The 26827-nt window shown below is 36.6% G+C and carries 26 protein-coding genes; 7 read left to right on the top strand and 19 right to left on the bottom strand.

Going from position 1 to position 26827, the window contains the following annotated elements:
- Positions 1-11 precede the first annotated feature (11 nt).
- The 6 genes from lolB1 to ACFSAH_RS03810 all read right to left on the bottom strand — a co-directional run bounded on the left by lolB1 (position 12) and on the right by ACFSAH_RS03810 (position 5964).
- Positions 12-785, bottom strand: a complete 774-nt coding sequence (lolB1, locus tag ACFSAH_RS03785; protein ID WP_379661363.1) for a lipoprotein insertase outer membrane protein LolB1 — start codon at positions 783-785, stop codon at positions 12-14.
- Entirely contained in the window at positions 763-2463 is a 1701-nt protein-coding gene (locus tag ACFSAH_RS03790; protein WP_379661364.1) for a tetratricopeptide repeat protein, read from the bottom strand. Before ACFSAH_RS03790 ends, lolB1 begins: the two co-directional genes overlap by 23 nt.
- A 68-nt stretch (positions 2464-2531) precedes the next feature.
- Positions 2532-2966, bottom strand: coding sequence for a dUTP diphosphatase (dut, locus tag ACFSAH_RS03795; RefSeq protein WP_379661365.1), 435 nt, complete (start codon positions 2964-2966; stop codon positions 2532-2534).
- Positions 2967-2968: 2 nt separating this feature from the next.
- On the bottom strand, positions 2969-4453 hold the full coding sequence (locus ACFSAH_RS03800; protein ID WP_379661366.1) for an oligosaccharide flippase family protein: 1485 nt from the start codon (positions 4451-4453) through the stop codon (positions 2969-2971).
- A gap of 3 nt (positions 4454-4456) precedes the next feature.
- A complete protein-coding gene (locus ACFSAH_RS03805; protein WP_379661367.1) occupies positions 4457-4729 on the bottom strand; it encodes an acylphosphatase in 273 nt (90 codons plus the stop codon).
- 62 nt (positions 4730-4791) lie between these two features.
- Positions 4792-5964, bottom strand: a complete 1173-nt coding sequence (locus ACFSAH_RS03810) for an amidohydrolase family protein (RefSeq protein WP_379661368.1) — start codon at positions 5962-5964, stop codon at positions 4792-4794.
- A gap of 110 nt (positions 5965-6074) precedes the next feature.
- Between ACFSAH_RS03810 and rlmN the strand changes: the two genes are divergently transcribed.
- From rlmN to ACFSAH_RS03825, 3 genes are read left to right on the top strand one after another with little or no spacing between them, the layout of a single operon-like run.
- Positions 6075-7130 carry a dual-specificity RNA methyltransferase RlmN gene (rlmN, locus tag ACFSAH_RS03815; RefSeq protein ID WP_379661369.1) on the top strand — a complete coding sequence of 352 codons (1056 nt, stop codon included), beginning with the start codon at positions 6075-6077 and terminating at the stop codon, positions 7128-7130.
- Between the two features lie 32 nt (positions 7131-7162).
- Positions 7163-7858 (top strand): ComF family protein, encoded by a 696-nt coding sequence (locus ACFSAH_RS03820; RefSeq protein WP_379661370.1) that lies wholly within the window; start codon positions 7163-7165, stop codon positions 7856-7858.
- A 40-nt stretch (positions 7859-7898) separates the two neighbouring features.
- Positions 7899-9284: a hypothetical protein gene (locus ACFSAH_RS03825; RefSeq protein WP_379661371.1), complete on the top strand. Its 1386-nt coding sequence runs from the start codon at positions 7899-7901 to the stop codon at positions 9282-9284.
- Positions 9285-9435: 151 nt separating this feature from the next.
- On the opposite strand, the gene ACFSAH_RS03830 is transcribed toward ACFSAH_RS03825, so the two are convergent.
- From ACFSAH_RS03830 to ACFSAH_RS03840, 3 genes are all read right to left on the bottom strand, one after another.
- A complete protein-coding gene (locus tag ACFSAH_RS03830) occupies positions 9436-9666 on the bottom strand; it encodes a response regulator (protein WP_379661372.1) in 231 nt (76 codons plus the stop codon).
- Positions 9656-9838: a response regulator gene (locus ACFSAH_RS03835; protein WP_379661373.1), complete on the bottom strand. Its 183-nt coding sequence runs from the start codon at positions 9836-9838 to the stop codon at positions 9656-9658. The genes ACFSAH_RS03830 and ACFSAH_RS03835 overlap by 11 nt, the downstream gene beginning before the upstream one ends.
- A gap of 135 nt (positions 9839-9973) precedes the next feature.
- Positions 9974-11245 (bottom strand): serine hydroxymethyltransferase, encoded by a 1272-nt coding sequence (locus ACFSAH_RS03840; protein WP_379661374.1) that lies wholly within the window; start codon positions 11243-11245, stop codon positions 9974-9976.
- A 150-nt stretch (positions 11246-11395) separates the two neighbouring features.
- Here ACFSAH_RS03840 and ACFSAH_RS03845 point away from each other — a divergent pair, with 150 nt between their 5' ends.
- Positions 11396-12418 carry a Gfo/Idh/MocA family protein gene (locus tag ACFSAH_RS03845; protein WP_379661375.1) on the top strand — a complete coding sequence of 341 codons (1023 nt, stop codon included), beginning with the start codon at positions 11396-11398 and terminating at the stop codon, positions 12416-12418.
- Here the strand turns inward: ACFSAH_RS03845 and ACFSAH_RS03850 are convergent.
- Positions 12375-13133, bottom strand: a complete 759-nt coding sequence (locus ACFSAH_RS03850; protein WP_379661376.1) for a segregation and condensation protein A — start codon at positions 13131-13133, stop codon at positions 12375-12377. The two genes, ACFSAH_RS03845 and ACFSAH_RS03850, sit on opposite strands and share 44 nt — an antisense overlap.
- Before the next feature lie 268 nt (positions 13134-13401).
- On the opposite strand from ACFSAH_RS03850, the gene dxs reads away from it, so the two are divergent.
- A complete protein-coding gene (gene dxs, locus ACFSAH_RS03855) occupies positions 13402-15333 on the top strand; it encodes a 1-deoxy-D-xylulose-5-phosphate synthase (protein WP_379661377.1) in 1932 nt (643 codons plus the stop codon).
- Here the strand turns inward: dxs and ACFSAH_RS03860 are convergent.
- The 5 genes from ACFSAH_RS03860 to ACFSAH_RS03880 all read right to left on the bottom strand — a co-directional run bounded on the left by ACFSAH_RS03860 (position 15314) and on the right by ACFSAH_RS03880 (position 22237).
- Complete coding sequence (locus tag ACFSAH_RS03860; protein ID WP_379661378.1) at positions 15314-16342, bottom strand: glycosyltransferase family 4 protein; 1029 nt, start codon at positions 16340-16342, stop codon at positions 15314-15316. The two genes, dxs and ACFSAH_RS03860, sit on opposite strands and share 20 nt — an antisense overlap.
- Positions 16339-17604 (bottom strand): glycosyltransferase family protein, encoded by a 1266-nt coding sequence (locus tag ACFSAH_RS03865; RefSeq protein ID WP_379661379.1) that lies wholly within the window; start codon positions 17602-17604, stop codon positions 16339-16341. The genes ACFSAH_RS03860 and ACFSAH_RS03865 overlap by 4 nt, the downstream gene beginning before the upstream one ends.
- Positions 17605-19215, bottom strand: a complete 1611-nt coding sequence (locus ACFSAH_RS03870; protein WP_379661380.1) for a gliding motility protein RemB — start codon at positions 19213-19215, stop codon at positions 17605-17607. It abuts the gene before it with no gap.
- Positions 19208-21148, bottom strand: coding sequence for a polysaccharide biosynthesis protein (locus ACFSAH_RS03875; protein WP_379661381.1), 1941 nt, complete (start codon positions 21146-21148; stop codon positions 19208-19210). Before ACFSAH_RS03875 ends, ACFSAH_RS03870 begins: the two co-directional genes overlap by 8 nt.
- Positions 21149-21259: 111 nt before the next feature.
- The gene (locus ACFSAH_RS03880) at positions 21260-22237 is read right to left on the bottom strand and encodes an MraY family glycosyltransferase (protein ID WP_379661382.1); all 978 of its coding nucleotides are present in this window, start codon (positions 22235-22237) and stop codon (positions 21260-21262) included.
- 191 nt (positions 22238-22428) lie between these two features.
- Here ACFSAH_RS03880 and ACFSAH_RS03885 point away from each other — a divergent pair, with 191 nt between their 5' ends.
- Positions 22429-22866 carry an adenylyltransferase/cytidyltransferase family protein gene (locus tag ACFSAH_RS03885; protein WP_379661383.1) on the top strand — a complete coding sequence of 146 codons (438 nt, stop codon included), beginning with the start codon at positions 22429-22431 and terminating at the stop codon, positions 22864-22866.
- A gap of 422 nt (positions 22867-23288) precedes the next feature.
- Here the strand turns inward: ACFSAH_RS03885 and ACFSAH_RS03890 are convergent, their stop codons facing one another.
- Positions 23289-23663: an uL4 family ribosomal protein gene (locus ACFSAH_RS03890; protein ID WP_379661384.1), complete on the bottom strand. Its 375-nt coding sequence runs from the start codon at positions 23661-23663 to the stop codon at positions 23289-23291.
- 79 nt (positions 23664-23742) lie between these two features.
- Entirely contained in the window at positions 23743-24393 is a 651-nt protein-coding gene (locus tag ACFSAH_RS03895) for a C40 family peptidase (protein WP_379661385.1), read from the bottom strand.
- 63 nt (positions 24394-24456) lie between these two features.
- On the opposite strand from ACFSAH_RS03895, the gene ACFSAH_RS03900 reads away from it, so the two are divergent.
- Complete coding sequence (locus ACFSAH_RS03900; protein ID WP_379661386.1) at positions 24457-24639, top strand: hypothetical protein; 183 nt, start codon at positions 24457-24459, stop codon at positions 24637-24639.
- 259 nt (positions 24640-24898) lie between these two features.
- Here the strand turns inward: ACFSAH_RS03900 and ACFSAH_RS03905 are convergent, their stop codons facing one another.
- The gene (locus ACFSAH_RS03905; RefSeq protein ID WP_379661387.1) at positions 24899-25540 is read right to left on the bottom strand and encodes a DUF6266 family protein; all 642 of its coding nucleotides are present in this window, start codon (positions 25538-25540) and stop codon (positions 24899-24901) included.
- Between the two features lie 516 nt (positions 25541-26056).
- Positions 26057-26623, bottom strand: a complete 567-nt coding sequence (locus ACFSAH_RS03910; RefSeq protein ID WP_379661388.1) for a hypothetical protein — start codon at positions 26621-26623, stop codon at positions 26057-26059.
- Positions 26624-26827: the final 204 nt, after the last annotated feature.

The raw sequence follows: 26827 nt of genomic DNA on the forward strand, positions 1-26827 counted from the left end.
TATCTAATTTTTTATTCTATTACCGTAAATCTTTTAGGTACTGAGAACGGAAAACTTAATTCGGTATCGAACACAACATCCCTGATTTCCATATTCATCCGTACGTTTTTATCGTCAAATTTAGAATTCAGATTTATTTTCAGGGGAATGCGTTTATTTGTTATATCTACAAAACTACTATAATCTATATCTAAATTTTGCGTTGCTGTAGTATTTTTAACGCTTAATTTCTGAGGTTTTAAAAGAAGAGAGAACAGCCCTGTAAAGTCTAAATCGTTAGCCTTTCCTTCCAGAACAAACAATTCTCCTGATTTTTTAAGCTGTAAGTCATCTATCAACATAAAACGAGGTGTGTTTCCTACTAAAAAAGCTTCTAGTGCCTTATAATCTATCAGATTACTTGTATAATTCTGTATATATGAAAATGGTTGCTGTAAATATTCACTGGTTAACCTGTTCAATAATTTCAAACTATCTGGTGTAATCATCAAGCGAGCAGCTTCTAAGCCTCCTAAATAAGTAACCGAAATCCAGATTACTTCTCCTTGTTTATTTCTAAGGTTAAGATTTACATCATAGCTTTTCTCATCCATCACCATGTTTGTCTTAGCTTTATAATTCAGGGTATTATATTGCGTTTCTTTGGATATAATATCGGCTACAGTAATGACGGTTTCTTTGTGCACTTCCTGTTTTGCCTCTTGGTATGTTTTTTTCACGGCACATGAAGACAGTAGAACCACCACCAGTAAAAAAAGGTATCTATTCAGAATACTTTCTTTCATTGATCTTTCTGTTAAGTATTGTACTGTCTTCTCCAAGTTCTTTTGCTTTTTTCCAGTTTTCTAAAGCTTGTTCTTTATCATTGAGATGATAAAGTATATCTCCATAGTGTTCTAATAATACCGCATTATTTCTATCGCTTACTTTTAATGCTTTTTCTATCCACTCTTTTGCCTCGCTATATTTCTTATGTTTAAATAAAACCCAGGCATAAGTATCCAGAAAGGATGCGTTGTTTGGACTTAGCTGATTTGATTTCAATGACATCTTCTCGGCTTTATCCAGGTTCTCATTTCTTAACGATAAATAATAAGCATAATTGTTTAATGCATAAACATTATTTGCATCTAGCTCCAAGGCTTTCTCATAGGCGTTTGCAGATTCTTTATATTTCTTCAGATTCTCATAAGCGTCTCCTAAGCTACTATATACTTGTATCTTGAGTACTTTATCTAAATCGTAATTAAGCGCATTATTTAGATATTTAACGGCCTTTTCGCTTTGTTTCGATTGATTTAATGCTATTGCTGTAAATACATATAAAGTGCCACTGTTTGGGAAATAAATCAAAGCTTCTTCTCCCGTCTTGATTACCCCTTCCAAATCGTTCAGATTAAGCTTTATTCTTATCAGCTGATCCCAAACGGCATAAATATTTTTATTTAAAGCAACGGATTTTTCGTAAGCGTCTTTTGCTTTTTCGTACTCACCTTTCTGGAAAACCACATCGCCGTATATAGCAAACGCTTTGGCATCATCCGGATACTCTTCTGTAAGTATATAAGCCAACGTTTCTGCATACCGTACGGCTTTAAGATCTGGAAACAGAGCAAAATAGGAAATCACAATCTTTATCTTCTGATCCAGATTAATATCTGGTGAACGGAATGCTTGTGTAAGTTCTAAAAAAGCTTCTTCTGTTTTTTTATCTGCATTATAAATATCTGAAAGTGCCAGATTCACATAGCCATTGCCGGGTTCCAGCTCTTTTACTTTTTTATAAGCCTCCAGCGCTTTCTCCTTTTCTTTTTTATTGAAATATAAATCGCCCAGATAAATGTAATACCTATAATTTCCCGGTTCTTTTTGTATCAGTTTTTTCAGCTCTGCTTCTGCTGTTTTAAAATCACCCAGACTGCGATAGATACGTTGCTTGCCTTCTATGGTTTCTGTGCTCACTCCCTCTTTAGCTTCTAAATCGTTATACACCTTCAGTGCATCCTGACTTCTTCCTAAAAGATTTAAAGTATTGGCTTTTTCCAGAATATATTCGGTTCTATCCGGCGAAATACTAATAAGCTCATCTAACGCATAATTCAACAGCTTATAGTCTTTAATATCTTCATAAATACTGGCAGAAAGTATCCAATACCATTCATTAGCAGAGTTTACAGCTACCGCTTTTTCTATATTCTCTTTAGCTAAAAGAAGGTCTTTATTTGCAAAATAAATCTGAGCCAGTTCATAGTAGGCTTCATGATTTTGGGGATCTATCTGCACAACACTATTGAAGCTTTTAATGGCTTCTTTGGTGTTTTGGGAGATTTTTTGTTTCAATCCTTCAAAATAAATATCTTTTACCTTCAAGCTATCGCTGGCAGAAAGTGGCTTACCGGTGACTATAACCAGTTCCTGCGTTTTACTTCCCTGTGGTTGGGCGTATAACGATAAGGATAGCATTACAGCACTAAAAAAAAGACTACTTGCTTGAACTAAAAACCTCAACATTTTCAATATTAATACATGCTTTATTTTACTCCGGTATGGCCATAACCGCCGGCTCCTCTAACAGTTTCGTTTAACTCCTGTGCCTCATCCCATTCTACTGTTTCATGTTTGGCCACAACCATTTGCGCAATACGATCTGAGGGCTGTACTTTAAATTCTTCTGTAGATAAATTGACCAGGAGAACTTTTAGCTCTCCTCTATAATCTGCATCTATAGTTCCCGGCGAGTTTAACACCGTAATTCCAAATTTATATGCTAATCCGCTTCTGGGTCTTATTTGAGCCTCATATCCATCAGGAAGCTCTATAAACAAGCCTGTTGGAATCAACCTTCGTTCCATGGGTTTTAAAACAATGGCTTCTGTAATATCTGCTCTCAAATCCATTCCTGCAGAACTTGTTGTTTCATAACCCGGCAGGGCATTCCCTGACTTATTAATAACTCTTACCTCCATCCTTATACTCGCTTACTAAATACTTTTTTGAGATTATCTTTTTCAAGATAAAAAATAAATATTGCGAAAAGTACGAATAATAGATTTCCCCAGACAATATTTCTATCTAATAAGACAAAAGAAATATAAACCGTTGCTGTTGCCAGCAGAATATACAATAAGTCCCGTTTCACACGGTAGGGTATAGGATAATGTTTTTGTCCCCAAATGTAAGACAGCACCATCATGGTAGCGTAAGCTGAAAGGGAAATCCATGCAGATGCCATATACCCATAGACCGGAATAAAGACAACATTAAGAACCACTGTTAATATGGCTCCAACACCTGAAATATACAATCCGTACCTGGTTTGATCTGAAAGCTTATACCAGATAGACAGATTCATATAAATACCCAGACTTAAATAGCCCAAAAGAAGTATAGGTACTACATTTAAGCCTTCCCAGAAGGATTTGCCAATAAAATACTTAAGCAAATCTATATTAACTATTAAACCTACATAAATTAGAGCAAGAGCCACCACAAAATAGCTCATGATAACAGCATAGGTTTCCTTTGCATTTTTATCTTTTGCTGAACTGAAAAAAAACGGTTCTGCTCCCAACCTAAAAGCCTGTACAAATATGTTCATAAAAATTGCCAACTTTGAACAGGCACCATAAATACCCACTTGCTTATCGCTGATATCTGAGGGCAGCAACTTCTCCAAAAAAATCTTATCGCTGTTTTCGTTAATGATAAACGACAAATTTGCCACTAACACCGGCCAGCTGTATTGGAACATTTCTAACAACAAGTCTTTATCCAGACGAAATTTCAGTTTTAACAACTCGGGTGTCAACAGTAAAAAAGTAAGTATACTGGCTATCAGGTTTGAGATAAATACATAACCAATCCACTCTTGCTGATACCATGAAGCAAACCAGCTCCCTAACGGCAATTGATTTTTTATGATGAATGATATGCCAAAGAGAAAAAACAGGTTAAGCCCAATAAAGCTGAGTATATTTATCAGTTTAATAAGTGCATACCTGTAAGGCCTGCCCTCTGCTCTTATACGCGCAAACGGAATAACACTTAGTGCATCAAAAGACAAGATTAACGCAAAGTAACTGATATACTTTTCGTAATCAGATAAAGAAGTTTCTTTTCCTTCTTGCATCCAGGCAGCAATTGGCTTGAGAAAAACGAAGGTACTAATCAAGAAAAGTGCCGTCAAAAAAGCTATTACAAAGAAAGTGTTACTGTAAACTTTTTCTTTGTCTTCTTTTTTATTGATATACCTAAAAAAAGTAGTTTCCATACCAAAAGCCATAATGGCATTTAGTACCGAAGCCCAGGCATACATCGTGGTAAACACACCGTACGACCGCGGGCCATAAACTGTTGTATATATTGGGGTTAAAAAGAAATTAAGTATTCGGGATGCTATTGTACTTACACCGTAGATAGCTGTTTGACTGGCAAATTTCTTTATTGATGACAATTGTTATTTCTTTAGGACAGCAAAATTAAGATAATTCTTGATTTGGGTTTCTCTGACATCTATATGATCTACTGACGCCTCATCGGAGCCTTCTTTACACCAATCGGTAAAAAAACCTAACATCAGATCGTCTCCCTCTGCCTCTATAAATACTGTTCCGTCTGTTTGATTTTTAACGGTCCCTTTAATGCCCATTTGGTCGGCAACGGCTTTAGTAGACGCCCTAAATGATACTCCCTGTACTTTTCCTGAAACAATAATCTGTAAAGCTTTCATCTGTCAAACCCTAAATTTGATGATAAAAGTCAAACTTTATATCGATATCGCCAAATCTAATATTAAATCAGTTTTACCACCTCAGACTTTGGTGTTATATGACCATCTTTAAAATTGGTGATCAGGTTAAGCCCCGGTGTTTTACCTTTTTTGATACTTCCTAATTCTGAATCCCACCCAAAAAATTTAGCTCCATTGATAGTTGCCCATTCCAGCATCTCGTCAAAAGATATCCCTCTTCCACTTTTTTGAACAAGTTTCATTTCATCCAGAATACTAAGGCTGTGATTAGACGCTAAACTATCTGTACCTAAGGTTGCCAAATACCCTGATTTTTCAAAAAATTTAAAATTAGGCATCGTATTTTCAATATAGAGATTTGCACCCGGACAAAAGCACCAGAAAATATCTACATTAAAACGCCTTAACATATAAACATCCTTTAGAGTGGTAAATGTATTATGTACCAACAATACATTCTGATCTTGCGGAAGTAATGGCACTATAGCCTGCAAAGTATTCTTAGACATAGCTACAAAGTAATCCAGATTAATTCCTAAATCTTCGTAAAGTTGCACAAAAGCACCTGTTTTATAACGGTAAAATGCATTCTCATCCTCATTTTCCTGACTATGGAGACTGATCAGGTTTTTCTCATTTTTACAGTATCTACGCAAATCTTTGACTAAAGCTTTTGATAGCGTATAAGATGCATGAAGAGTAATTGATGCTGAACCCGAATGTTCGAATTTGCTTTTTAACGCATCTGCCTTTGTAATTAACTCCTGTGATTTAGCAGGGTCTAACCCTACCATTTCTACAAAAGTATGGTACCTGATGGGACTTTTAGCTTTAATATCTGCCGAAATAACCGTATTTGAAATATCGCCGACTCCCACAATCCCATTCTTTTGCATTTGCTTATCGGCAGCAATCATTGCTTTTTCTATTTCGGCTTCTGCAACATTTCTGATAGCTATAACATTTTTTATAAAAGAGGGCAATCCTTCTTTTTCTTTTATTTTTCCTTTTAAATGAGATAGCTCCAAATGACAGTGCGAATTAATAAAGCCGGGAACAATAACCCCCTTATGATAAATAACATCTTTATTATTATCGCCTGAATAACTGGTTATAGACAATATTTTCCCATCATCGTCGGTTACAACCAACCCATTTGGAATTGGCTCTTTATCCTCGACAGTGTAAACGTAATCTGCAGTAAACTTTTTCATCCGAAAGAATTAACTAAATCAATAACATCTCCTTAACACTCAAATAAAGATATTGTTTAGTTCATAGGGCAATTATAATACAAATTTTATTATTTAATTTTGCAGTCTATATGAACACTCCATCACAAAAAACTGATATTCGAAGCCTTTCGTTAGAAGATTTAAAAGACAAATTTATAAAACTAAATGAAAAATCTTTTAGAGCTACTCAAGTATACGAATGGTTATGGAAAAAATCGGCTACCAGTTTTGACGAAATGACCAATCTTTCCAAAGATTTACGGGAAAAGCTGAAAGAAATTTTTGTCATCAATGCTGTAAAGGTTAGCAACTCTCAGTTTAGTGCTGATAAAACCATAAAAAACAGCTTCATACTTCACGATAGCCATCTTATTGAAGGAGTTTTAATTCCTACTCCAGATAGGATGACCGCATGTGTGTCCTCTCAGGTTGGCTGTAGTTTAACCTGTAAGTTCTGCGCAACCGGTTATATGGGTAGAAAACGTAATTTAAATGCCGATGAAATTTACGATCAGGTGGTGCTGATTGATAAACAGGCAAAGGAAAATTACGGCATCCCGCTTTCAAACATTGTGTATATGGGCATGGGCGAACCGTTATTGAATTATGCCAATGTGCTCAAATCTATTGACAAAATAACTTCTGAAGATGGATTAAACATGGCATCAAAACGTATAACCGTTTCTACTGCCGGAATAGCCAAAATGATTAAGAAACTAGGTGATGATAACGTGAAGTTTAATCTGGCTCTTTCTTTGCATGCCGCAAATGACGAAAAAAGGAATCAGATTATGCCCATAAACGAGCAAAACACACTAAGTGCATTGGCAGAAGCATTAAAGTATTTTTATGCAAAAACAAAAAGTCCAATCACGTTCGAATATATCATCTTTAACAATTTTAATGACGAAATTGAAGATGCCAGAGAACTTGCCCGTTTTTGTAAGCATGTACCTTCCAAAGTAAATATTATTGAATATAACCCCATCAGCTTTGCCGATTTTACCAATGCAGAGGAAGACAAAACAGAAGCTTTTGCAGAATATCTAAAAAAACAGGGAATAACCACTAACATAAGACGAAGCAGAGGAAAAGACATAGACGCCGCTTGCGGACAACTTGCTGTTAAAGAGGGTTCTAAATAATATTTTATACGTACATTTATTCTTTAAAAAGAATGAATGTGCTAAAAAGGTATCTTGTTGACTTTTCTTCTTTATTTTTTCCTCGCTTGTGCAGCTCTTGCAGAACCGACTTAACTCCTCAAGAGCATTTTTTATGTATTTCCTGTTTGTATAATCTACCTGTTACTGACTTTCATTTACATGAAGGAAATACAATTGAGAAAATATTCTGGGGCAGGGTAAAAGTAAAAGCAGCCTCCGCCTTTTTATTTTTCAGACAAAAAGGTAAAGTACAGCACATGATGCACCAGCTTAAATATCATGGAAATGCTGAATTGGGAGTTTTTCTCGGAAAACTTTATGGGCAAAGCCTGGTTTCTCAGGAAGCTTATAAAAATGCTGATTTATTAATTCCAGTACCGTTACATCCTCAAAAACACAAAAAAAGAGGTTACAATCAAAGCGAAAAAATAGCAGAAGGCTTATCATCTGTTCTAAATATTCCGGTTAACAATACCATCTTAAAACGTATTAAGCAAATTGGCAGTCAGGTAGGTAAAAGTAGAATTGACCGGGTAGAAAGTCTAAAAGAGTGTTTTCTGGCAGATTGCCCAGAAGGGAAAACAGATAAAGTTATTCTTATTGACGACACTATTACCACCGGAAGTACGCTAGAAGCTTGTGTTTTGGCATTAAACAACATTGGTATAGAAAATATATGCATTTTAAGTTTAGCCTATGCCGAGTAAATCTTTATTTTGTACAACGGTAAATTATATTAAACATTTGATGAAAGTTTTTGGATTACTTACAATTTGTAGTTTTCTGTTTTTAATAGCCTGCAATAAAGAGCAGTCTTTTGATAACAGCCCCTCTGCAAGATTAAATTTCTCAACAGACACCCTATTTTTCGACACGGTATTTACGGAACAGGGGAGCACCATGAGAACGCTTAAAATATTCAATTATAATAAGCAAAAAATCAGGATTAACGAACTTAAGCTAGCAGGCCTGGGTTCATCCTCCTTCAAAATGAATGTTAATGGTGTATCTACCGATAAACTGGCCAACATAGAAATCGATGGGAATGATTCTATATATGTATTTGTAAAAGTTTTTATAGACCCCAACGCTCAAAACAGCACTTTTTTGGTTGAAGATTCTATCCTGATAAACTTTAACCAAAAAACACAAAAGATACCGCTGGTTGCTTATGGACAAAATGCCGTATACATCAAATCTGAACAAATAACCTCCAATACAACATTTACCAAAGACAAACCCTATCTTATATTCGGCAACCTTGTTGTGGATAAGGATGCTACTTTAACAATTGATGGCGGAGCAAAAGTATATTTCCATAAAAAATCTAAACTAACCGTTAACGGCACTTTACAGGCTAATGGAACATTGACAGACTCAATTGTTTTTGCCAGCGACCGTACCGAAAGAATTTACAGAGATGAGCCCGGACAATGGGAGGGTATATACCTTAACCCCAGTTCAAAAGATTCACATTTTAATTATTGCATTATTAAAAATGCCATCACCGGCGTATATGTGGATTCGTTAAGCAACAATTCTAATCCAAAGTTACTGCTTACCAATACCATCATTAAAAACCATCAAATAGCAGGTATATTGGCATATCGTACACATATCACAGGAATTAACAACCTTTTATTCAATTGTGGAAAATACCTTCTGGGAGTTTTTAATGGAGGGAATTATCAGTTTTACCAAAGTACTTTTGCAGGTTACAATCCTAATATGTCCAGAACTGATGCTTCCGTTTATTTTTCAGATAAAAACAGTTCAAATACATCATCATACTTGCTAGACATTGATTTCAGGAACAACATCATTTGGGGAAATAATAGAAATGAACTAGAAATTATTAAAGAAACCACACAACCGCACACTATCAATTTCGAGAGAAATGTTTTGAAAACAACTGAAAGCACTATTAGTCAGGATAACATCTTTAATATTGACCCTATCTTCAGAAATCCCAGATTTAGTGATTTCAGGGTAAACGAGTTTAGTGTAGCAAACGATTACGGAAAAAGCATATTTATTGGCTTACCTTCTATTTTTATAGATACTGATTTACAAGGCTATTCTCGTGTTTTTCCGTCCACTGTTGGATGTTATGAAAAAAAAGCGGAACCTTAACTATAAATCTCTCGTATAAGAACCCGAGAGCGTTAATTTAGATTAGGAATGAAGCTATCTGATTATAGATGGCTTCTTCCTTTTCCTTTCCAACAAGCTGTCTTTTCCATTTTTTCATGAAAGTACCTGGTGATGATTCAATAGAATGGTATTATTTGACACTCACTAAAGAATGTTTTTTTATTTCGTTGATAAGAATATTCACGTTAACTGGTTTTGACAAATAGGAAGTAAAACCTGACTCTAAAATATTTTCTGCCTCATCAAACATAATAGAAGCCGTATAAGCTATCACGGGCAAAGTCTTAAAATATAGATCATCACTATCACGAAGTTCGCTGACTACCTCAAAGCCATCTTTTAAAGGCATATTAATATCCATTAATATCCATTAATATCACATCATACGCTTTTGTATAAATCTTATCCAAAGCCTCTACTCCGTTAGCAGCAAAATCTATAAGGTTAAAATACCCCTCCAGAATTTTATTGGAAATTAACCTGTTAATTTCATCATCATCAGCAATCAATAGGTTAAAGGGTAATTTTTCCATAATCAGCAATAGTTTATAACCTTCTACTGTGTTTTAAGGAAAAATGTTTCGTTATTAAACACAAATTCAACAACAATAAAAAAGCCTTTGGCAATATACCAAAGGCTTCTTGTACTATTTGTATATCTTAAAGACTTAGCTATAAAGCGGAAATTTCGCCATTAATGCATTAACTTCTTCTCTGATTTCTTCTAAACGACTTTCGTTATCATGATTTTTGATAACATCGTCTATGAAACCAACAATCTGTACCATTTCTGCTTCTTTTACCCCACGACTTGTAATCGCAGCAGAACCAATACGAATACCTGAAGTTACAAAAGGAGATCTCTTATCAAACGGAACCATATTTTTATTTACCGTAATATCTGCTTTACCTAAAGCTTCTTCAGCAAGTTTACCTGTAATATCTTTATTAGATAGGTCAATTAACATTAAGTGGTTATCTGTACCTCCTGATATTAATTTATAATCACGGGCGACCAATTCTTTAGCCAAAGTAGCAGCATTCTTTTTCACCTGAAGAACGTATTCCATATATTCATCGCTCAATGCCTCCCCAAAAGCAACTGCTTTAGCTGCAATGATATGCTCTAATGGTCCACCCTGAGTCCCCGGAAATACTGCGCTATCTAACAATGCAGACATTTTTCTGATTTCACCTTTTGGAGTAGTCAATCCCCAAGGGTTATCAAAATCTTTCCCCATCATGATGATACCACCTCTTGGACCTCTTAGCGTTTTATGGGTAGTTGTAGTCACAATATGACAATGTGGAAGCGGATCTGACAATAAGCCTCTTGCAATTAACCCGGATGGATGAGAGATATCTGCCAAAACCAACGCTCCAATTTTATCTGCCACAGAACGGATAAAAGCATAATCCCAATCTCTTGAATAAGCAGAAGCACCACAAATAATTAATTTTGGTTTTTCTCTAAGTGCAACTTCTTCTAATTGTTTATAATTAATTAAACCTGTTTCTTCTTCAACACCATAGAAGAATGGCTGATATACTTTTCCTGAAAAGTTCACTGGCGAACCATGGGTCAAGTGACCTCCATGAGACAAATCAAATCCTAATATTTTATCTCCTGGTTTTAAAACGGCCAGAAAAACAGCTGTATTCGCCTGCGCACCTGAGTGAGGTTGTACGTTAACCCACTCTGCATTGAACAGTTGTTTTGCTCTTTCGATAGCAATATTCTCAATCTCATCAACTACTTCACAACCACCATAATAACGTTTCCCAGGAAGGCCTTCTGCATATTTATTGGTTAATACAGAACCTGCAGCTTCCATAACCTGCTTGCTTACAAAGTTTTCCGAAGCAATTAGTTCTATACCTTGCTCCTGTCTTTGTAATTCTTCGTTGATTAAATCAAAGATAATTTCGTCCTTTTTCATGAAAATTTTTATAAAGTTGCTATCAGTAGGGTAAAAAATATTTTCATATTTTAATTTTTTTTACGTTCCTTTAGATATTAAAATATCATCGACCCTATTTAAAAGGCAAAATTAAAATTTTATATTAAATTTTAGGATAAAAAACTATAAATGAACAAACTGGATTTTGCAATTGTAGGGGTAGGCAACATTGGTAGAAAGTACGCAAAGATTATTGGAGCATTACCCAATGCCCGCCTGTTGGCAGGAGTAGATACAGATTTCGACCAAAGAAAGAATCTGGGAGCACTTCTTCCTTTTTTTACCTCGATAGATGATTTTATTGCCAGCAAAATCCCTGCAAACGTTGTTTGTATTTGCACTCCTAACGGTTTACACCCCGAACATACCATAAAATGCTTAAAAGCCGGCTATCATGTCGTTTGCGAAAAACCAATTGCATTAACCACGCATGAGGTACAATTAATGATAGAGGCCGAGAAACAATCTGGGAAACATGTTTTTGCCGTTATGCAAAACCGATACAGTCCGGTTTCTATGTGGTTAAAAACACTTTTGGACCAAAATAAAATAGGGGATTTGCTATATGTGCAAGTCAACTGTTTCTGGAATAGAAACGCACAATACTATCAGGACTCTCCCTGGAGAGCGACAAATCAACTGGGCGGGGGACCTCTTTACACACAATTCAGTCATTTTATAGACCTCTTAATCTGGCTTACGGGAAATCCTGAAAATATACGGGGGACTTCATTTTCTCTTAATCCCGCCATAAAAACTGATTTTGACGATAGTGGAAACATCAGTTTCGACCTAAAAAATGGAGGAAAGGGTTCTTTCAATTATACTACCGCTGCATGGGACACCAATATAGAAAGTAGCATTACCATTATTGGCTCTAAAGGGAATGTTAAAGTAGGCGGACAATATATGGAACGCTTAGAGTATATTAACCTGGAATCTAAAATTGACCTTCCGGTATTTCAGGACATTTCAAATGCCAATAATTATAAATATTATAAAGGTTCGGCAGACAAGCATGACGAATTTCTGAAAAGAGTAATTGAATGTATTAAAGAAGGACGAGAACCCGAAATTGGTTTACAGGATGAAATTGATGTTATCAATTTTATTGAACAGGCTCTTCTTTGTTTACAATCCAAAAGTTATTAAAACCTAATCCTATCTGAATATTAATTAACTGTTGTTGCAACATTTCTAATAGGGCCAAAAAGTTGTAAACAAACTGCACTTTATCTTTCGAATTCTGGACAATATGTTTAAAATCCAGACGCGAGTTAATATTTAAGAGCTGACTGATAACCAGCTTTTGCTCTTCTATTGTGTATGGGTATTTTTCAACGGTATGCTTAACTTCCTCTGATCTGATAGAATAATTCCGCATCATACGATGGTAAATCTTCAGTAATCTGTACAGGTCAAAAGAGGACAGCTCTTCCTCCCCACTGTTCAGCCCCTCAAAACATTTAAGATCTTCTGCTATATTTCCGCGCTTCTCTTTGTAAAAACGCTCCTCTTCCAACAGCTTAAAACTTTCTACAGCATCTTTATACCGTTTATATTCGATAAGTTTCTGAATAAGATTTTCTTTTAGGTCTATCTCATTTCCTTCTTCATCCACCTCAATTCTTGGCAGAAGCATTTTTGCTTTAATGCGCATCAAAGTGGCCGCTACAAAAATAAATTCACTGGCCAACTCCATATTTAGGGAGTTCATCTGATGGATATAATCCAAAAAATCGTCTGTAATTCTGGCTATTGGAATATTATGGATATCCAACTCATCCCTTTCTATAAAAAAAAGAAGCAAGTCAAAAGGTCCCTCAAAAGCAGGCAGTTTTATAGAGAAATTTTCTACTGTTTCCATCAATTCCGTACAAATATAAGTTCTTTTGGTTTATTGACCGCCTCGAGTCTCCGTTTAAAAACACAACAAATTCATTAAAAACATTTTAAAACATGATCTTCCTAAAAAGCACTGTTAAACTCTGCCTTTATAGGCTGTATACATTGTTTGTTGCAAAAATCCCCTATTAGTCTTTTACAATTTATCTTAAAGAAGAATAACTAAACAAAAAGATATCATGTGGTTAAGTCAGGAAATCTATTAAATTTGTACTTTTTATTGTAAAAACATGGAAGAAAAGGCGGGCAAACTATTATCACAAATAAATCTACCTTCTGACTTAAAGCAATTTAAAGAAGAGGATCTTGTTGAAGTTTGTAAAGAGCTTAGACAGTATATTATAGACATGGTATCTGTCAACGGAGGGCACTTTGCATCTAGTTTGGGAGTAGTTGAGCTTACCGTTGCCTTACATTATGTAATGAATACGCCTTACGACAGATTGGTTTGGGACGTTGGGCATCAGGCTTATGGACATAAAATACTTACAGGCAGAAGAGATGTTTTCCATACCAACAGAATCTATAAGGGTATTAGTGGTTTTCCAAAAAGGTCTGAAAGCGAATACGACACTTTTGGTGTAGGCCACTCTTCCACTTCTATTTCCGCTGCTTTAGGAATGGCAGTTGCCTCGCACCTGAAAGGAGAGACCAACCGCCAGCATGTTGCAATTATCGGAGATGGTTCTATGACAGCAGGTATGGCTTTTGAAGCGCTAAATCATGGAGGAATTGCAAAGTCTAATCTTTTAGTCATCCTTAACGACAATTGCATGTCTATAGACCCTAATGTGGGCGCCTTAAAAGACTATCTTACCAATATTACTACCAGTAAAACATATAATAAATTCCGGGATGATGTTTCGGCCGTATTAAGTAAAATATCTGAGTTAGGTCCAAATGCACATCAAATTGTCAAAACTATTGAAAAGACCATCAAAGGAAGCCTTCTCAATAAGAGCAATTTCTTTGAGGCATTAAACTTCAGATACTTTGGTCCTATTGACGGACACGATATCAATCATTTAACCAAAGTATTAAAAGATTTAAGAGATATTCCCGGGCCAAAACTTTTGCATTGCGTTACGGTGAAAGGGAAAGGTTATACCCTTGCAGAAAAAGATCAAACCAAATGGCACTCTCCTGGATTATTCAACAAAATTACTGGTGAAATAAAAAAATCGAGTCAGAGCATTCCGCAAGGGCCTAAATACCAGGACGTATTTGGAAATACAATTGTAGAACTTGCAGAAAAAAACGAAAAAATATTAGGTATTACACCGGCCATGCCTTCTGGCTGTTCTCTAAATATTATGATGAAGGCCATGCCAGACAGAGCTTTTGATGTGGGCATTGCAGAACAACATGCTGTTACTTTTTCAGCGGGATTGGCTGCAGAAGGCTATGTTCCTTTCTGCAATATTTACTCCAGCTTTATGCAAAGGGCTTACGATCAGGTTATCCATGATGTTGCTCTGCAAAAATTACCTGTAATATTTTGCCTGGATAGGGCCGGCGTAGCTGGTGCTGACGGAGCGACCCACCACGGTGCGTATGATCTGGCTTATTTCAGATGCATCCCCAACATGATAGTTTCTGCTCCAATGAATGAGGAAGAGCTGAGAAACCTGATGTATACCGCCCAGTTAAAAGATCATGGAGGTCCTTTTTCCATTAGATATCCCAGAGGAAACGGCGTAATGCCAGACTGGAAACGTCCTTTTAAAGAAATTGAGATAGGTAAAGGGAGAACAGTCAGCGAAGGTGAAGACGTCGCTATCTTATCTATTGGTACAATAGGAAATGAGGTATCTAAAGCACTAACTGTATTAAATGAGGAAGGTTATCATCCGGCACATTACGATTTAAGATTTGTTAAGCCCTTAGATGAGGCTCTTTTACATCAAGTATTTTCAAAGTTTAAGAATGTAATTACAGTTGAAGATGGTTGCCTTCAAGGTGGGGCAGGGAGTGCCGTTCTCGAATTTATGATTGACAACAACTATCAGGCTGCTATAAAACGATTAGGTATACCGGACGCTATTATTGAACATGGCGAACAAGCTGAGTTATGGGCTGAATGCGGCTACGATGCAAAAGCTATTGAAATGGCCGTAAAAGAAATGTCTGTTGCTAAAATTACTAAGGGGTTGGTGGGGTAAATTTCCTCTTATACGTTTCTTTATAGAAGTCAATTAAAGATTCGACATGAAGATTCCAGGAGAAATTCTTTGCATATTCCAGACCTCTCTTTATTATGTTTGTCCTCAGTTCCTGATTCGTCAAATAATTGACTTGTTTTAAATATTCATCAGTATTATTTGCATCCTTCACCAATAGTACATTACCGCCACTTACCTCATTAATTACAGGTATATCTACCGCTATAACCGGGCAACCGGCCTTCATGGCCTCTATTAAAGGCATTCCAAACCCTTCATAAGTGGAAGGATAGATCAAACAAAAGCAACTATTATATATTCTATTCAATTCTTCTTCTTCAACATATTGGTAATGAGTAAATCTTCCTTCTATTTTGCTATTCAAAATCCCATACTCATTAGCCGTTAGCTCTCCCCCTCCAACTATAAGCAATTGATAATCCGGCAATCTTTCCAGAACATCAATGCAAGCATTAAAATTTTTATAGTAATCGCGCTTTCCTATAAACAGTATTTTATTGCTTTTTTCTTGTTTTTCCTGAGGCCTAAACAACTCTGAACACCCATGATATATTACTTTAATGTTTTTTTCAGGATACCTGTAAAACTTCAAAAGCATATTTTTGGTATAATTGGACACACAAACAATTCCGTCTGCATTTCGGATACATCTTGCCTGAACCTGTTTCTTAAAATATGCTTTCAGCCCGGTAATATGTCCTTCTTCTCCTGCCAGATCGTGAATAGTGACAATATTACAGATATCTTTTCTGCTGGAAAACCTCAGGTAACTTGAATGAAAAAGACTATATGACGGCAGCCTATTTCTGATGGGCAAAACAAGAGCTAATTTTCTACCTACAGAAGATTTCCAAAATGGAGATTGACCGGCAGATAAAACAGCAACGTTTAAGCTCTCTTTTAATCTTGAAGAAACCTCACGCCAGTAGGTGCTTATCCCTCCTGTCCTTTGCAACGAATAGATTATATCGTCTATAAAAACTTTCATGACAACTGTTCAAGCTCTGCTACAAACTTTTCGGCAATACTTTCTCTTGTCATACTATAAGCAGATCTGCCTCCATAATCTTTCCCTTCCATGTATTCCCGGTATAACAAAGACAATGTATCCCTTATCTCTGCTTTCGAATAGCAAATATATCCTAAATCATATTTCAATAGAAAATCTTCCAAGTCCCCTTTATCACTATCGGGTAGTAATATTGGTTTTCTGAACAAACAATAATCAGCGTTTTTAGAAGTTATGATTTCATTTCTATCTCCATATTTTAAATGTAAGAAAACACTGGCATTATTCAGATACGAAATAAGCTCATCCTTTTCTAATCTACCTGTAATTATCGAAATATCATTTAAATAATGCTTATCCAGAAGAGAATTAAACCTTTCGTTACGCCCCGCTCCAATAAAGAGAATTCTGACTGTATCAAATTTATCTGCACAAAAAGAGGATAATGCTTCAAAAAATGTTTCGTCTATTAATTGTTCTTTATATAACGTCCCTAAATAAAGAACAGTAAAATGTGTAGCTCTCTGCGGACGCACCTTGGCACTATCAAAGCTAGCCCCATTTTCAAAAACTTTTATTTTGGAATGGTACTGTCCGGGCAACAGCCCCTTTAAAGTCACTGAAACAGTGGTAATCAAATCCGCATTCTGTAAGAGATAAACCTCTCTTCTTTTAGTATATTTTTTTTTAAGCGTATGAATAAAAAGATTACTCTGGAGGGGAGGATATCCAAAATTAATAAGGTCTCTATAATCCAAAACCAATAAACTCCCCTCAATAGCTTGATGTATGGCAAAGGCATTCTCCAGAACACTAAATGGTCCACCAAAACCCACAATAATATTTTTTGTATCTAAAGAAATCCTCTTTTGTAAACTAGATAATAATTTGGCATCTGTAATTTTAAATACGTCAGCCTTAAATAGCATCTGATAAATTAGATTGGCAACCTTCCAAAAAGGAACCTTAAATGTATCGTTTAAAAAGAATATAATTTTCTGAAGGATATTCAATTCGGGCTTTAATGCCAATATACATTGCTCTATTTCATCACTAAATTTTATATCCTTGTCTTCAACAACACCAAGGCCTCGTTGTATCTTAAAGGGATATATAAAATTTAAAATAACAACCTCGTGTCCTTTACCAATGGCCTGCTTTGCTATACTAATAAAACGGGAAACACTGGTAACATTTGCCCTTAAATGTGGTGTTACCAAAATCAACCTGATACCAGCCATCTAAAAATCATCATAAAAATTCCTGAAAGTACTTCTTAAGCCAAATGAAATAATTCCTGTATTGGATTTACCCAACTCATTTTTTTCATTTCTAAAAGTAGAAGATACTTCCAGTCTTAAATTATATTTCGGGTTAAGCACATACGAAACCTTTCCTTTTGCAAAGTACAGATCTGTAGCAATACCATTACCCACCTTGCTTCCGTAACTCAGGGATCTGTCTTCGTAAGAGAGGAAAATATTTTTTCCGTAGTTTTCTCCCTGCGGATCCAGACCATAAAAGGCATACAGCAACTGGCCCGAAAAATCAAAACGTTTATAGTTGTAATTCAACATCCCCATATACTCCCTAAACCCGGCACCAAAAGGATGTGCCAATGGCTGGTTATAATGACCATAATTTGATACCCGATCATAATGTGCATAGGTATAAGGTCTGGCGGTATTAAACTCTGCCAGATAGTTCAATTTCTTCACTCCAAATAAATCAGCCCCTCTAAACCCTAATTGCAATCCCCATTTGTTAGCCCAATAACCTTTATTAGAAAAAAACTCTTTGGCGGTAAACTCATCCAACATAAATTGTCCATAAACTACGGTTTTGTCCAATAACTCATACTTCGTATTCAAACCCAACCTCATTTTATCTGGAGAGGTAGAATTTGCGCCTTCTACCGGACGTAAGAATATAAATGGATGCACATAATTAAAATCAAAACCCCGTTTGCCTTCCGGCTCTGCATCTGTCCAGGTTACCGCCTGAAAAAAGCCTAGAGAAAATCTCTTGCTCACATTCCAGTCTAAATAATGGAATGCTCCCCATTTTCCACGGTCCCCCAATCTTCTATCATTCGTTAATTTTGGTGCCCCGGGGTCCAGCATGTATGCATAAATAGTCTGGTACTGTAAATTTCCCAAACTGGCTCTTAAACGAAAAAAGGAGTAATTTGCTGCAACATCAGACAATAGCATAGATCTGTAGCCATCCCCAATAAAATTTTTGTCATAGCCTAATGCAAAATTTATATACTTATTAGGAGTATAGGATAATAAGGCAGAAGTATAAGCCCAATCCTGTTCTGTTGTCCCCAATTTTCCGTTTACCTGACCGGGAATAACTTTAATATCATGGATATAATTGGTTATATATTGAGGGAATACTCCTTGATTTTCAAATCCACTCGTATAAAAAGAAAACTTTTCTCCTACTTTAACCCCCAATTGATACCCTCTGGTATTTAACCAGATATTTTTGCCCGATTGTTTATCATATCCTAAGGTAAAATCAGGCAGAAAATCTGCATATATACTAAAATCCTCCTTATTTACCTCTATCAGATGTTGCTGAAAAATCTTTCTGAGAACCCATGATTTTTTTAATGAATCTCCGGTGAAGACTGCCGAATCTGTTGCTTTTCTCAAAACAGATTCATCAGCATAAAAAGGCTTTATAGAGCTATGGAAGCGCGTCTCATTATTATATACTTCCCGATTATATTTTTGATAATTATCGTATGAATATTGGAGTGTATTATTTGCTGTTTGCGCATATGCAGTATTAAAAACACTCCATAACAAACACAAGCTGAGAGGTGATTTTTTATTAAACATCTATAGATTCTAAGTCTCTGTCAAGTTCTTCATAGGCCGAGTTATTGCTTTTAAATTCCGGCACTATTTTTTTCATTAAACGTACTACTTCTGTGTCTTTATAGTTGTACGCCATCTCTAGTAATTTTTCTATGTCCGTGCTTACTTTATTGTATTCGTTAGAAGCTACTTTGGCAATCATTATTTTTTGATGATGGGTAGGAACTGTATTTTCTGCATCGTTCAATAGCTCTTCGTAAAGCTTTTCTCCCGGTCTTAAGCCAGAATATTCTATTTTCACATCCTGATTAGGTACCAGTCCCGAAAGTTTAATCATCTTCTTGGCCAACTCCACTATTTTTACAGACTTGCCCATATCAAATATAAATATCTCTCCGCCGTCTCCCATTGATCCTGCTTCCAGCACCAACCTGCATGCTTCAGGAATGGTCATAAAAAAGCGGGTGATATCCGGGTGTGTTACTGTTATTGGGCCTCCTCGCTGTATTTGCTCCTGAAAGCGGGGAATAACAGAGCCGTTAGAACCTAACACGTTACCAAAACGGGTGGTAATAAATTTTATATCGTGATCCAGTCCGTTCAGATGACTTAATCCGTTTTCAAAAATCTTTTTACTGCTAATATGCGAAAACAGGGACTGAACATACATTTCGGCTATCCGCTTAGAGGCTCCCATCACGTTTGTTGGATTGACCGCTTTATCTGTGGAAACCATCACAAACTTATCTACCTTGTACTTAAGCGCTAAATCTGCTACCAGTTTTGTTCCTCCTACATTAGTGCATATTGCTTCCGAAGGATTCCCCTCCATCAAAGGAACATGCTTATAGGCTGCCGCATGGTAAACATAATGGGGCTTAAAGGTACGAAACAGGTAGTCCATTCTTTCCTTATTCCGCACATCTCCAATAAACGTTATAAAATTATGCCCCAAATCACTATCCTGAAGTTCCAGTTGCAGCTGATGCAAAGGGGTTTCAGACATATCATTTAAAATAATCAGTTGCGGATTGAATCTGGTTAACTGCCTTACTATTTCGCTCCCTATGGAGCCGGCTGCCCCTGTTACCAAAACCCTTTTTCCAAATAATTGTGTAGTCAGCCTCTCTTCCCCAATTACAATGGGTTCTCTCTCTAAAAGCTCTTCAATCTTGATATTTTTAATCTGAGTAGGTTTAATACTTCCGTTCACCCAGTTCCGTACAGAAGGTACATTTAACACCTTAACATCATTATCCAAACATAGATCAACCACTTTATTTTTTTCCTCTGAACTAATTTTAGAGGCAGTAAAAATCAGGCTGTCAATTTTCTCTACCTTTATAATACGCTCTAAAAAATCTGAATGGTAAATCTTTACATTGTCTACCACCTTACCATTTTTCCGATAATCATTATCTACAAATGCGATAACGCTCATATTTACCCGCGGATCGGTATCAAAGGCTCTTTTGGTTGCAATCCCTGTTTCACCTGCTCCAAAAATAACCACACGTTTCTTATCCAGACTCAGGTTCTTTACGTACACAAAAAAATACTTGACCAACACCCGGTAGGTAATCATCATCACAAAACTACATAAACCGGTAATAACAATAATTACATTGGGTATTAACACAGCTTTGTTCAGCGAAAGCATAATGACATTAAACAAGATCAAAAGCACATTACTGAACGAGATACTAAATAAAATCCTGAAAGAATCCTGGGCACTGGTATAACGCACTATCCCCGCATAGGTTTTTACATTGAAAAATACAATACAATTAACCGCACTCAACAATAGCATATTCCGGCTCAACTCCTGTACATCGATATAAGCTATGGTAAAATCAAACTTAATAAAATACGCCAGCACCAAAGATATGGCACAGCATATTAAATCCAGGCAGAAGATTAACCAACGAGGAACAATATTGATTCTCCTAAACATAATGTTTATTTTTGGTTATTAAAGAAGCAAATATACCTAATTGTTTATTAAAAAGTTAACAATCTGATCGGGATAGAAAATAATATAAAGCAACATTAAGTCTCAGGAGTATCAATACTTACTAAACAACCTACTCAATCCCTCTAACTTTATTCTGATATAGATATAAACAGCTATTAAAAACAGAAAAAAGGTTAGCGCATACAACACATTATCTTGCAACAATAAAAGTGTTAAAATAGCCTGGGTAAAGGCATACATAACGGATACTTGTATATGGCTTAATTTAGTTTCATTCGCCAGGTACTGATAAAAATGCGACCGATGCGCCTCAAAGATATTCTCTTTTCGTAATAATCTGCAAAATATAGTTGCTACCGAATCTATTCCATAAATCCCCAAAAGTAAAATCCAACGAAGATCATGTGTCAAAACAATTAATTTCAGAATTAAAAAAGAGAGAAACAAAGCCATCGCTATACTCCCCACATCTCCGGAAAAGGTCTTCGCTTTTTTTCTTATATTGAAAAAACCAAATACCACCAGGGCCGAAAACACCACGACATATACAGATTTCTCTAACAGCAACAACCCTTTTTCCTCCTGTACAAAATAAATCCCCAACAAAGTAATAAAAGAATAAACAACAGTTATTCCATTAATCCCATCCATAAAATTATAGGCATTTATTATTCCTATACCTATTATAAACGTCACGGTCAATAAAATTATATCACGCAATTCCCAAGAGTTGGTATAGGAAGCAAAGCATTCAAACACAATCATTGCTAGTGACACAAAATGTACGCCCAGGCGCAATTTATTACTTAGAGTTAAAATATCATCCAGAAAACTAATCAACGAGATAGAAAAGATACTTAAAGCCACCAACCACAAATCGGGCTGGTAATATAATATACCTATAATAATGGCTATAGGAAATATTATCCCTCCTCCACGCAGGGTTACTTCGGTATGAGAGCTCCTTAAATTTGGTTTATCTATGATATTGTACCTATCGGCAATCTTAAAATAAATCTTTTCAAGCAGAAAGAACAAAATAAAATAAGCAAAAAATAAAAATAGCATCTCAAACGGGTTATCAGTAGCAGCGAAATTAGCACTTGATAATTTAATTACAAAACATATACCTTCTTCAATTATCCAAAACTCAACTACTTAAATTAAAACTACTCTTTATTTACAATAATAATATTTTACCATAGTTAATACTAAAGCCTTATATTTGATTTTGATTGTTCAATTTTATACGAATATCTATGAGAGTTGGAATTACTTTTAGTGCTTTTGACCTATTTCATGCAGGTCATGTAAAAATGCTGGAAGATGCAAAAAGACAATGTGACTACCTGATTGCAGGTTTACAGGTTGACCCAACCTTAGACAGGCCTGAAAAAAATAAACCTACACAAACCGTAGTAGAAAGATATATACAGCTGAAAGGCTGTAAATATGTAGACGAGATTGTACCTTATGTTACGGAAGAAGATTTGGAAGATATTCTAAAATCATTTAAAATTGATGTACGCATTATTGGCGAAGAATATCAGGACAAAACTTTTACAGGTCGCAAATACTGCGAAGAACGAGGTATAGAGCTTTACTACAATAAAAGGGACCATCGTTTTTCCAGTTCAGGATTAAGAAGAATTGTAGCGGAAAAGGAGCTCGCAAAGAACGGAAAAGAGGCTAAATAATGTCATTGCGATGAGCAAAGAGAGGCTTTGGGCGTAAGGGCGAAGTGGCAATCTTTTGGTCCATCGTCCATGGTCTTAACCAACACATTTTGTCATTGCGATGAGCAAAGAAAGGCTTTGTGCGTAAGAGCGAAGTGGCAATCTCTTGGTCCATGGTCCATGGTCTATAGTCTGGTCTGGCCTGAATAACAGATTAAAAGATTTCACGGATACTACGATGTCCGAAAAATCATGAACCACCAGTTTTTCTCCATTCCGACCACAGGAGGAATCTTATTATAACATGTTCTTACAAAGATTTCTCCTGTTTGTCGAAATGCTTGACGATACGTCCAAATATGGAGCGTCATTGCTAGCCTGCGAAACACCCCCTATCAAAAAGGCCTCAAAAGAAAAACAGCTATCACAAAGAGAAAAAACATTCATCGCCATTTAAAGTATAACAGCAACACTAAAAACACACCACACGCTAATAATAAAGCGGAGCTAAGCCTGAAGTTTTCCTTATACTCTTCTGTAACCAGTACACTTTGTTCCTTCCTCTCGATTTTATTGACCAGCGAATCACGTGCCACCATGTCTTTGGTTTTTGCCAGCTCATCCTGTGTATATTCCCTCACCTTCATATGCATACTAAGGCTCCCTGACCTAGAACTCAAGGTGCTATCATTTTTACCAAAATCAACATCCTTAAGCATCATTTCCCAATCCTTTAATACCACTTTTTGTCTGTTAAACAACTCCTGTACATTTTCATAAATTGTGGATGTCAAAACCTCCTCCTCCCTTTTTTCCATGAGCTCTTGTTTTTCCCTTTTCCAGTCCCGGTGTACCAACCGACAAGAACCTCCCAAAAAAAGAATCAACAAACAACATCTAAAGATCATGCATGTCCTCCTTTCTCACCACCCACGTAGCTACTGCAAATAAAGTATTCCCCATACGTCGTTTTCTATACACCCCATCACCTTCCCTACTACCGCTTTCAGTAGTATTTCCCTCAACAGTCACCACCCATTTATCGTTCCATTCATCTACAAATCCACAATGGGCTATCCTGCCTTTATCTGCAAACCAAATGGCAAACACATCACCTTTTCCGGGGGTCATTTTCTTGTTTTGGTTATATTGCCAGACTATGCGGTTTTTAGGAAACAGATCCGGACTCCAGGCAGACCTCGGATTAACCACTCCGGCTTTACCCAATACCCAGCAAACAAAAGCCGCACACCATGCGTCTCCTTTTTTATTACCGGTATAAGCCAGATAGGTTTCTACACGTTCCCCATCATTCCGATTAGAAAACTCTCTTACCCCTAGTTCTTTCAGGTATATTTGTCTTAACAGTTCTCTCTTCGTATGGTCAGAACCTGATATAACGGAAGCATACAGACTTCTGTTTCCCGAACCATTGCATTGTTTCCCCGAAGAAACCTCAGAATCTATTATAGAACCGCTATAAAAGTAAAAACAAAGCCAAACAACAAGAGCAAATAAAAAGAAAGATAAATAATTACTTTTTGCCATGATAACAGTGATTTAAAATTACGTTCAAAATGTTCTCGGGAATATTCCCCCAAAACCGGCCAGATGTTATTTATCAACCACCATGTAAGTAGCTTAAATAACAAAAAGGCCAGTACAGTTAATAAAACAGCAGATAAAATCCCTATATCTACCGGAGCGGCAGTAAAATCTAAACTGCGCAATACTTGTGGAGAGAGTACAAACAGCAATAAAACCAGCACAATCAAGCCCCTCTCTTTATTATAAAAAACCTCTGGGAAACCCCATTTTTTAAAACTGTAAACTAGCATAATACTAAAAATTTAAAAGTTAACAACCGAGGCAGAGACAATAGGTTAGTCGTTGATCGATATTCGCTATGGGCTGATAAGGGACTGTGTCAACAATAAAAATGTTGTCATTTTGATATAACCCTGGGATATCCAAAAGTCATTTATCATTTTACCAAACCAATCCTAATACCTGACACCAATTACCTGCTTCCTAACCCACAGACTCAGCCATATTAATAATTTATTGAGCTATTTTGGGCACAAACCACACTTCCCAGATACATACTATCCGAAACCCTTGTACCATCTCTGTAGCGAAAAAAAAGATAACACTCCAAAACTTCGTTGATATAACGGGGAATTTCGATAACCATACATTTACTGTTTAAAGGAGAAGATTCTATTTCCCAGCAGTCCTGTAGCGGACTGTACATAGCCACAATTACTTCTGCAGGTCTCGACCGCTTTCTATTGCCCCAGCGCACAGCAAAAATTCGGTCCTCAATCTGTTTAATCGAAGCTGCTTTAGGGGTCGTCAGTGTGCCTGCACTTACTTTCAAATGGGTATAGTCTATAAAAAAGTTTGGATATTGCCCCCTTATAACCTCATTCATTAAATTTTTAACAGTCAATGCGGGGCTAATATTCTCCTCACTACCTTTGGCTAATCTGATGAGTCGGCCTGCCCGTACCAAAAATTTGTTAGCCATATTAAAACGAGCCCGGGCTGCCTGTTGGGACACCGTTGGTTTATGGACCGAACGGACCTTAGGCGCCACCTTTACTATGGTTCCATTTGCCCCGGTACAAAACACGAAGCCTCCCAGCTTGCCCGACAGCCCATCAAACAAGCTACCCGGTTTTACTTTTGCCATGATATTTTATTTAAATTTTCAAGAAATTGGATGTCTAAGCGCCGCCCCTGTATTTCCCATAGGCATCAGACCAAAGGAGAACCATACATGATGGGTCATTCCCGAGAAGGTCCAAGCTCTGAACTCCTTGCAAGATCTGCTGACTAAAGGAAGATAAAAAACAAGATTCTTTTCCATCCTTCCTCTGAGTCAGAGATGCTGAATCAACTTGTCCCGAACTCGATCCGGGAAGTTAGCATGACAACTCCCTTAGTCTACCATTAACAATCGACTAAACAACTGACAATGAGACAACTTAATTGCCTTTCAATGGCCTTCAATTTTTGTCGTTGCGAGGAGGTTACGACGAAGCAATCTCTTGCTGCAACGTCATTCATATTGATTTTCCGATGAATCAGGATTAAACCTCCGCTTGCCACCTAATACAAAGAACGGCACTTTAGACATCCTTAAATTAACCTGAGTATCTTCCCGGTAATATCAAAATAATTGATACTAGCTACGAGATACTCAAAACTACACCATCACCTGAACCAGCGTTTCATTACCAGGCTGATCGTAAGCTTTTACAATCACCACACCTCCCGCAAACGATGGATTATCTACAGTAGTGGTGTACACCCAATCTAACCCATCTTCAGATTGTTCCGCTTCACCGCTTTCAATCAGGTCTCCTCCGGCATCACGAATACTAAAGTTTACAGACGCCACTCTGAAATTGTCGATAATACTAGCAACCAATTTTTGACCTGTTTGCCCCGTGTAATTAGCAAATGATAAATCCTCTTCTATCTCAGGCCCTTTCAGGTAATCAGCAAATGCCACATTAAAAGCACTTTGACCGTTCTTTGCTGCCTTTTCATATTCAGCTTTCCGGGTAAGGTCTTGAATAATATTAGTAGCATAAATCACGGCTTTCCTAAACATACCCCTCACTTTAAGCATAGCTGTGGTGGGAGGCTTTACCGATGGCTTTGGCCGATTGGCTACAATAGTCTTTCCGGCTCTCTGCCTAAAAACCAGCAGGTCGCCGATCAGTCCACTCAACCCATGAGTTACAACGTTTCTTTTCGATTTTGCCATTTTTAAAAATTTAAATGTTAAAAAATAAACCCTGTCTTTGCTTGTCTTATACCGGTATTTTTCGCATTGACAGATCAAACATAAATAGCTGATTTTTAATTTCATATACCCCAAAACCAAAAAGAACATAATAGAACAGAATGCAACATAAATAGAACAAAATAGAACATATAGGGAGGGAAGATTCCTTTGTCTCCGAATTAT

This window comes from Pseudopedobacter beijingensis (genome assembly GCF_042678145.1).
Lineage (GTDB): Bacteria > Bacteroidota > Bacteroidia > Sphingobacteriales > Sphingobacteriaceae > Pseudopedobacter > Pseudopedobacter beijingensis.

What these genes read in the sequence shown, in the direction of transcription:
- lolB1 (WP_379661363.1), bottom strand. Translation starts at nt 785, where the DNA reads ATGAAAGAAAGTATTCTGAATAGATACCTTTTTTTACTGGTGGTGGTT.
- ACFSAH_RS03790 (WP_379661364.1), bottom strand. Translation starts at nt 2,463, where the DNA reads ATGCTATCCTTATCGTTATACGCCCAACCACAGGGAAGTAAAACGCAG.
- dut (WP_379661365.1), bottom strand. Translation starts at nt 2,966, where the DNA reads ATGGAGGTAAGAGTTATTAATAAGTCAGGGAATGCCCTGCCGGGTTAT.
- ACFSAH_RS03805 (WP_379661367.1), bottom strand. Translation starts at nt 4,729, where the DNA reads ATGAAAGCTTTACAGATTATTGTTTCAGGAAAAGTACAGGGAGTATCA.
- ACFSAH_RS03810 (WP_379661368.1), bottom strand. Translation starts at nt 5,964, where the DNA reads ATGAAAAAGTTTACTGCAGATTACGTTTACACTGTCGAGGATAAAGAG.
- rlmN (WP_379661369.1), top strand. Translation starts at nt 6,075, where the DNA reads ATGAACACTCCATCACAAAAAACTGATATTCGAAGCCTTTCGTTAGAA.
- ACFSAH_RS03820 (WP_379661370.1), top strand. Translation starts at nt 7,163, where the DNA reads ATGAATGTGCTAAAAAGGTATCTTGTTGACTTTTCTTCTTTATTTTTT.
- ACFSAH_RS03825 (WP_379661371.1), top strand. Translation starts at nt 7,899, where the DNA reads ATGAAAGTTTTTGGATTACTTACAATTTGTAGTTTTCTGTTTTTAATA.
- ACFSAH_RS03830 (WP_379661372.1), bottom strand. Translation starts at nt 9,666, where the DNA reads ATGGATATTAATATGCCTTTAAAAGATGGCTTTGAGGTAGTCAGCGAA.
- ACFSAH_RS03835 (WP_379661373.1), bottom strand. Translation starts at nt 9,838, where the DNA reads ATGGAAAAATTACCCTTTAACCTATTGATTGCTGATGATGATGAAATT.
- ACFSAH_RS03840 (WP_379661374.1), bottom strand. Translation starts at nt 11,245, where the DNA reads ATGAAAAAGGACGAAATTATCTTTGATTTAATCAACGAAGAATTACAA.
- ACFSAH_RS03845 (WP_379661375.1), top strand. Translation starts at nt 11,396, where the DNA reads ATGAACAAACTGGATTTTGCAATTGTAGGGGTAGGCAACATTGGTAGA.
- ACFSAH_RS03850 (WP_379661376.1), bottom strand. Translation starts at nt 13,133, where the DNA reads ATGGAAACAGTAGAAAATTTCTCTATAAAACTGCCTGCTTTTGAGGGA.
- dxs (WP_379661377.1), top strand. Translation starts at nt 13,402, where the DNA reads ATGGAAGAAAAGGCGGGCAAACTATTATCACAAATAAATCTACCTTCT.
- ACFSAH_RS03860 (WP_379661378.1), bottom strand. Translation starts at nt 16,342, where the DNA reads ATGAAAGTTTTTATAGACGATATAATCTATTCGTTGCAAAGGACAGGA.
- ACFSAH_RS03865 (WP_379661379.1), bottom strand. Translation starts at nt 17,604, where the DNA reads ATGGCTGGTATCAGGTTGATTTTGGTAACACCACATTTAAGGGCAAAT.
- ACFSAH_RS03870 (WP_379661380.1), bottom strand. Translation starts at nt 19,215, where the DNA reads ATGTTTAATAAAAAATCACCTCTCAGCTTGTGTTTGTTATGGAGTGTT.
- ACFSAH_RS03875 (WP_379661381.1), bottom strand. Translation starts at nt 21,148, where the DNA reads ATGTTTAGGAGAATCAATATTGTTCCTCGTTGGTTAATCTTCTGCCTG.
- ACFSAH_RS03880 (WP_379661382.1), bottom strand. Translation starts at nt 22,237, where the DNA reads ATGCTATTTTTATTTTTTGCTTATTTTATTTTGTTCTTTCTGCTTGAA.
- ACFSAH_RS03885 (WP_379661383.1), top strand. Translation starts at nt 22,429, where the DNA reads ATGAGAGTTGGAATTACTTTTAGTGCTTTTGACCTATTTCATGCAGGT.
- ACFSAH_RS03890 (WP_379661384.1), bottom strand. Translation starts at nt 23,663, where the DNA reads ATGGAAAAAAGGGAGGAGGAGGTTTTGACATCCACAATTTATGAAAAT.
- ACFSAH_RS03895 (WP_379661385.1), bottom strand. Translation starts at nt 24,393, where the DNA reads ATGGCAAAAAGTAATTATTTATCTTTCTTTTTATTTGCTCTTGTTGTT.
- ACFSAH_RS03900 (WP_379661386.1), top strand. Translation starts at nt 24,457, where the DNA reads ATGTTATTTATCAACCACCATGTAAGTAGCTTAAATAACAAAAAGGCC.
- ACFSAH_RS03905 (WP_379661387.1), bottom strand. Translation starts at nt 25,540, where the DNA reads ATGGCAAAAGTAAAACCGGGTAGCTTGTTTGATGGGCTGTCGGGCAAG.
- ACFSAH_RS03910 (WP_379661388.1), bottom strand. Translation starts at nt 26,623, where the DNA reads ATGGCAAAATCGAAAAGAAACGTTGTAACTCATGGGTTGAGTGGACTG.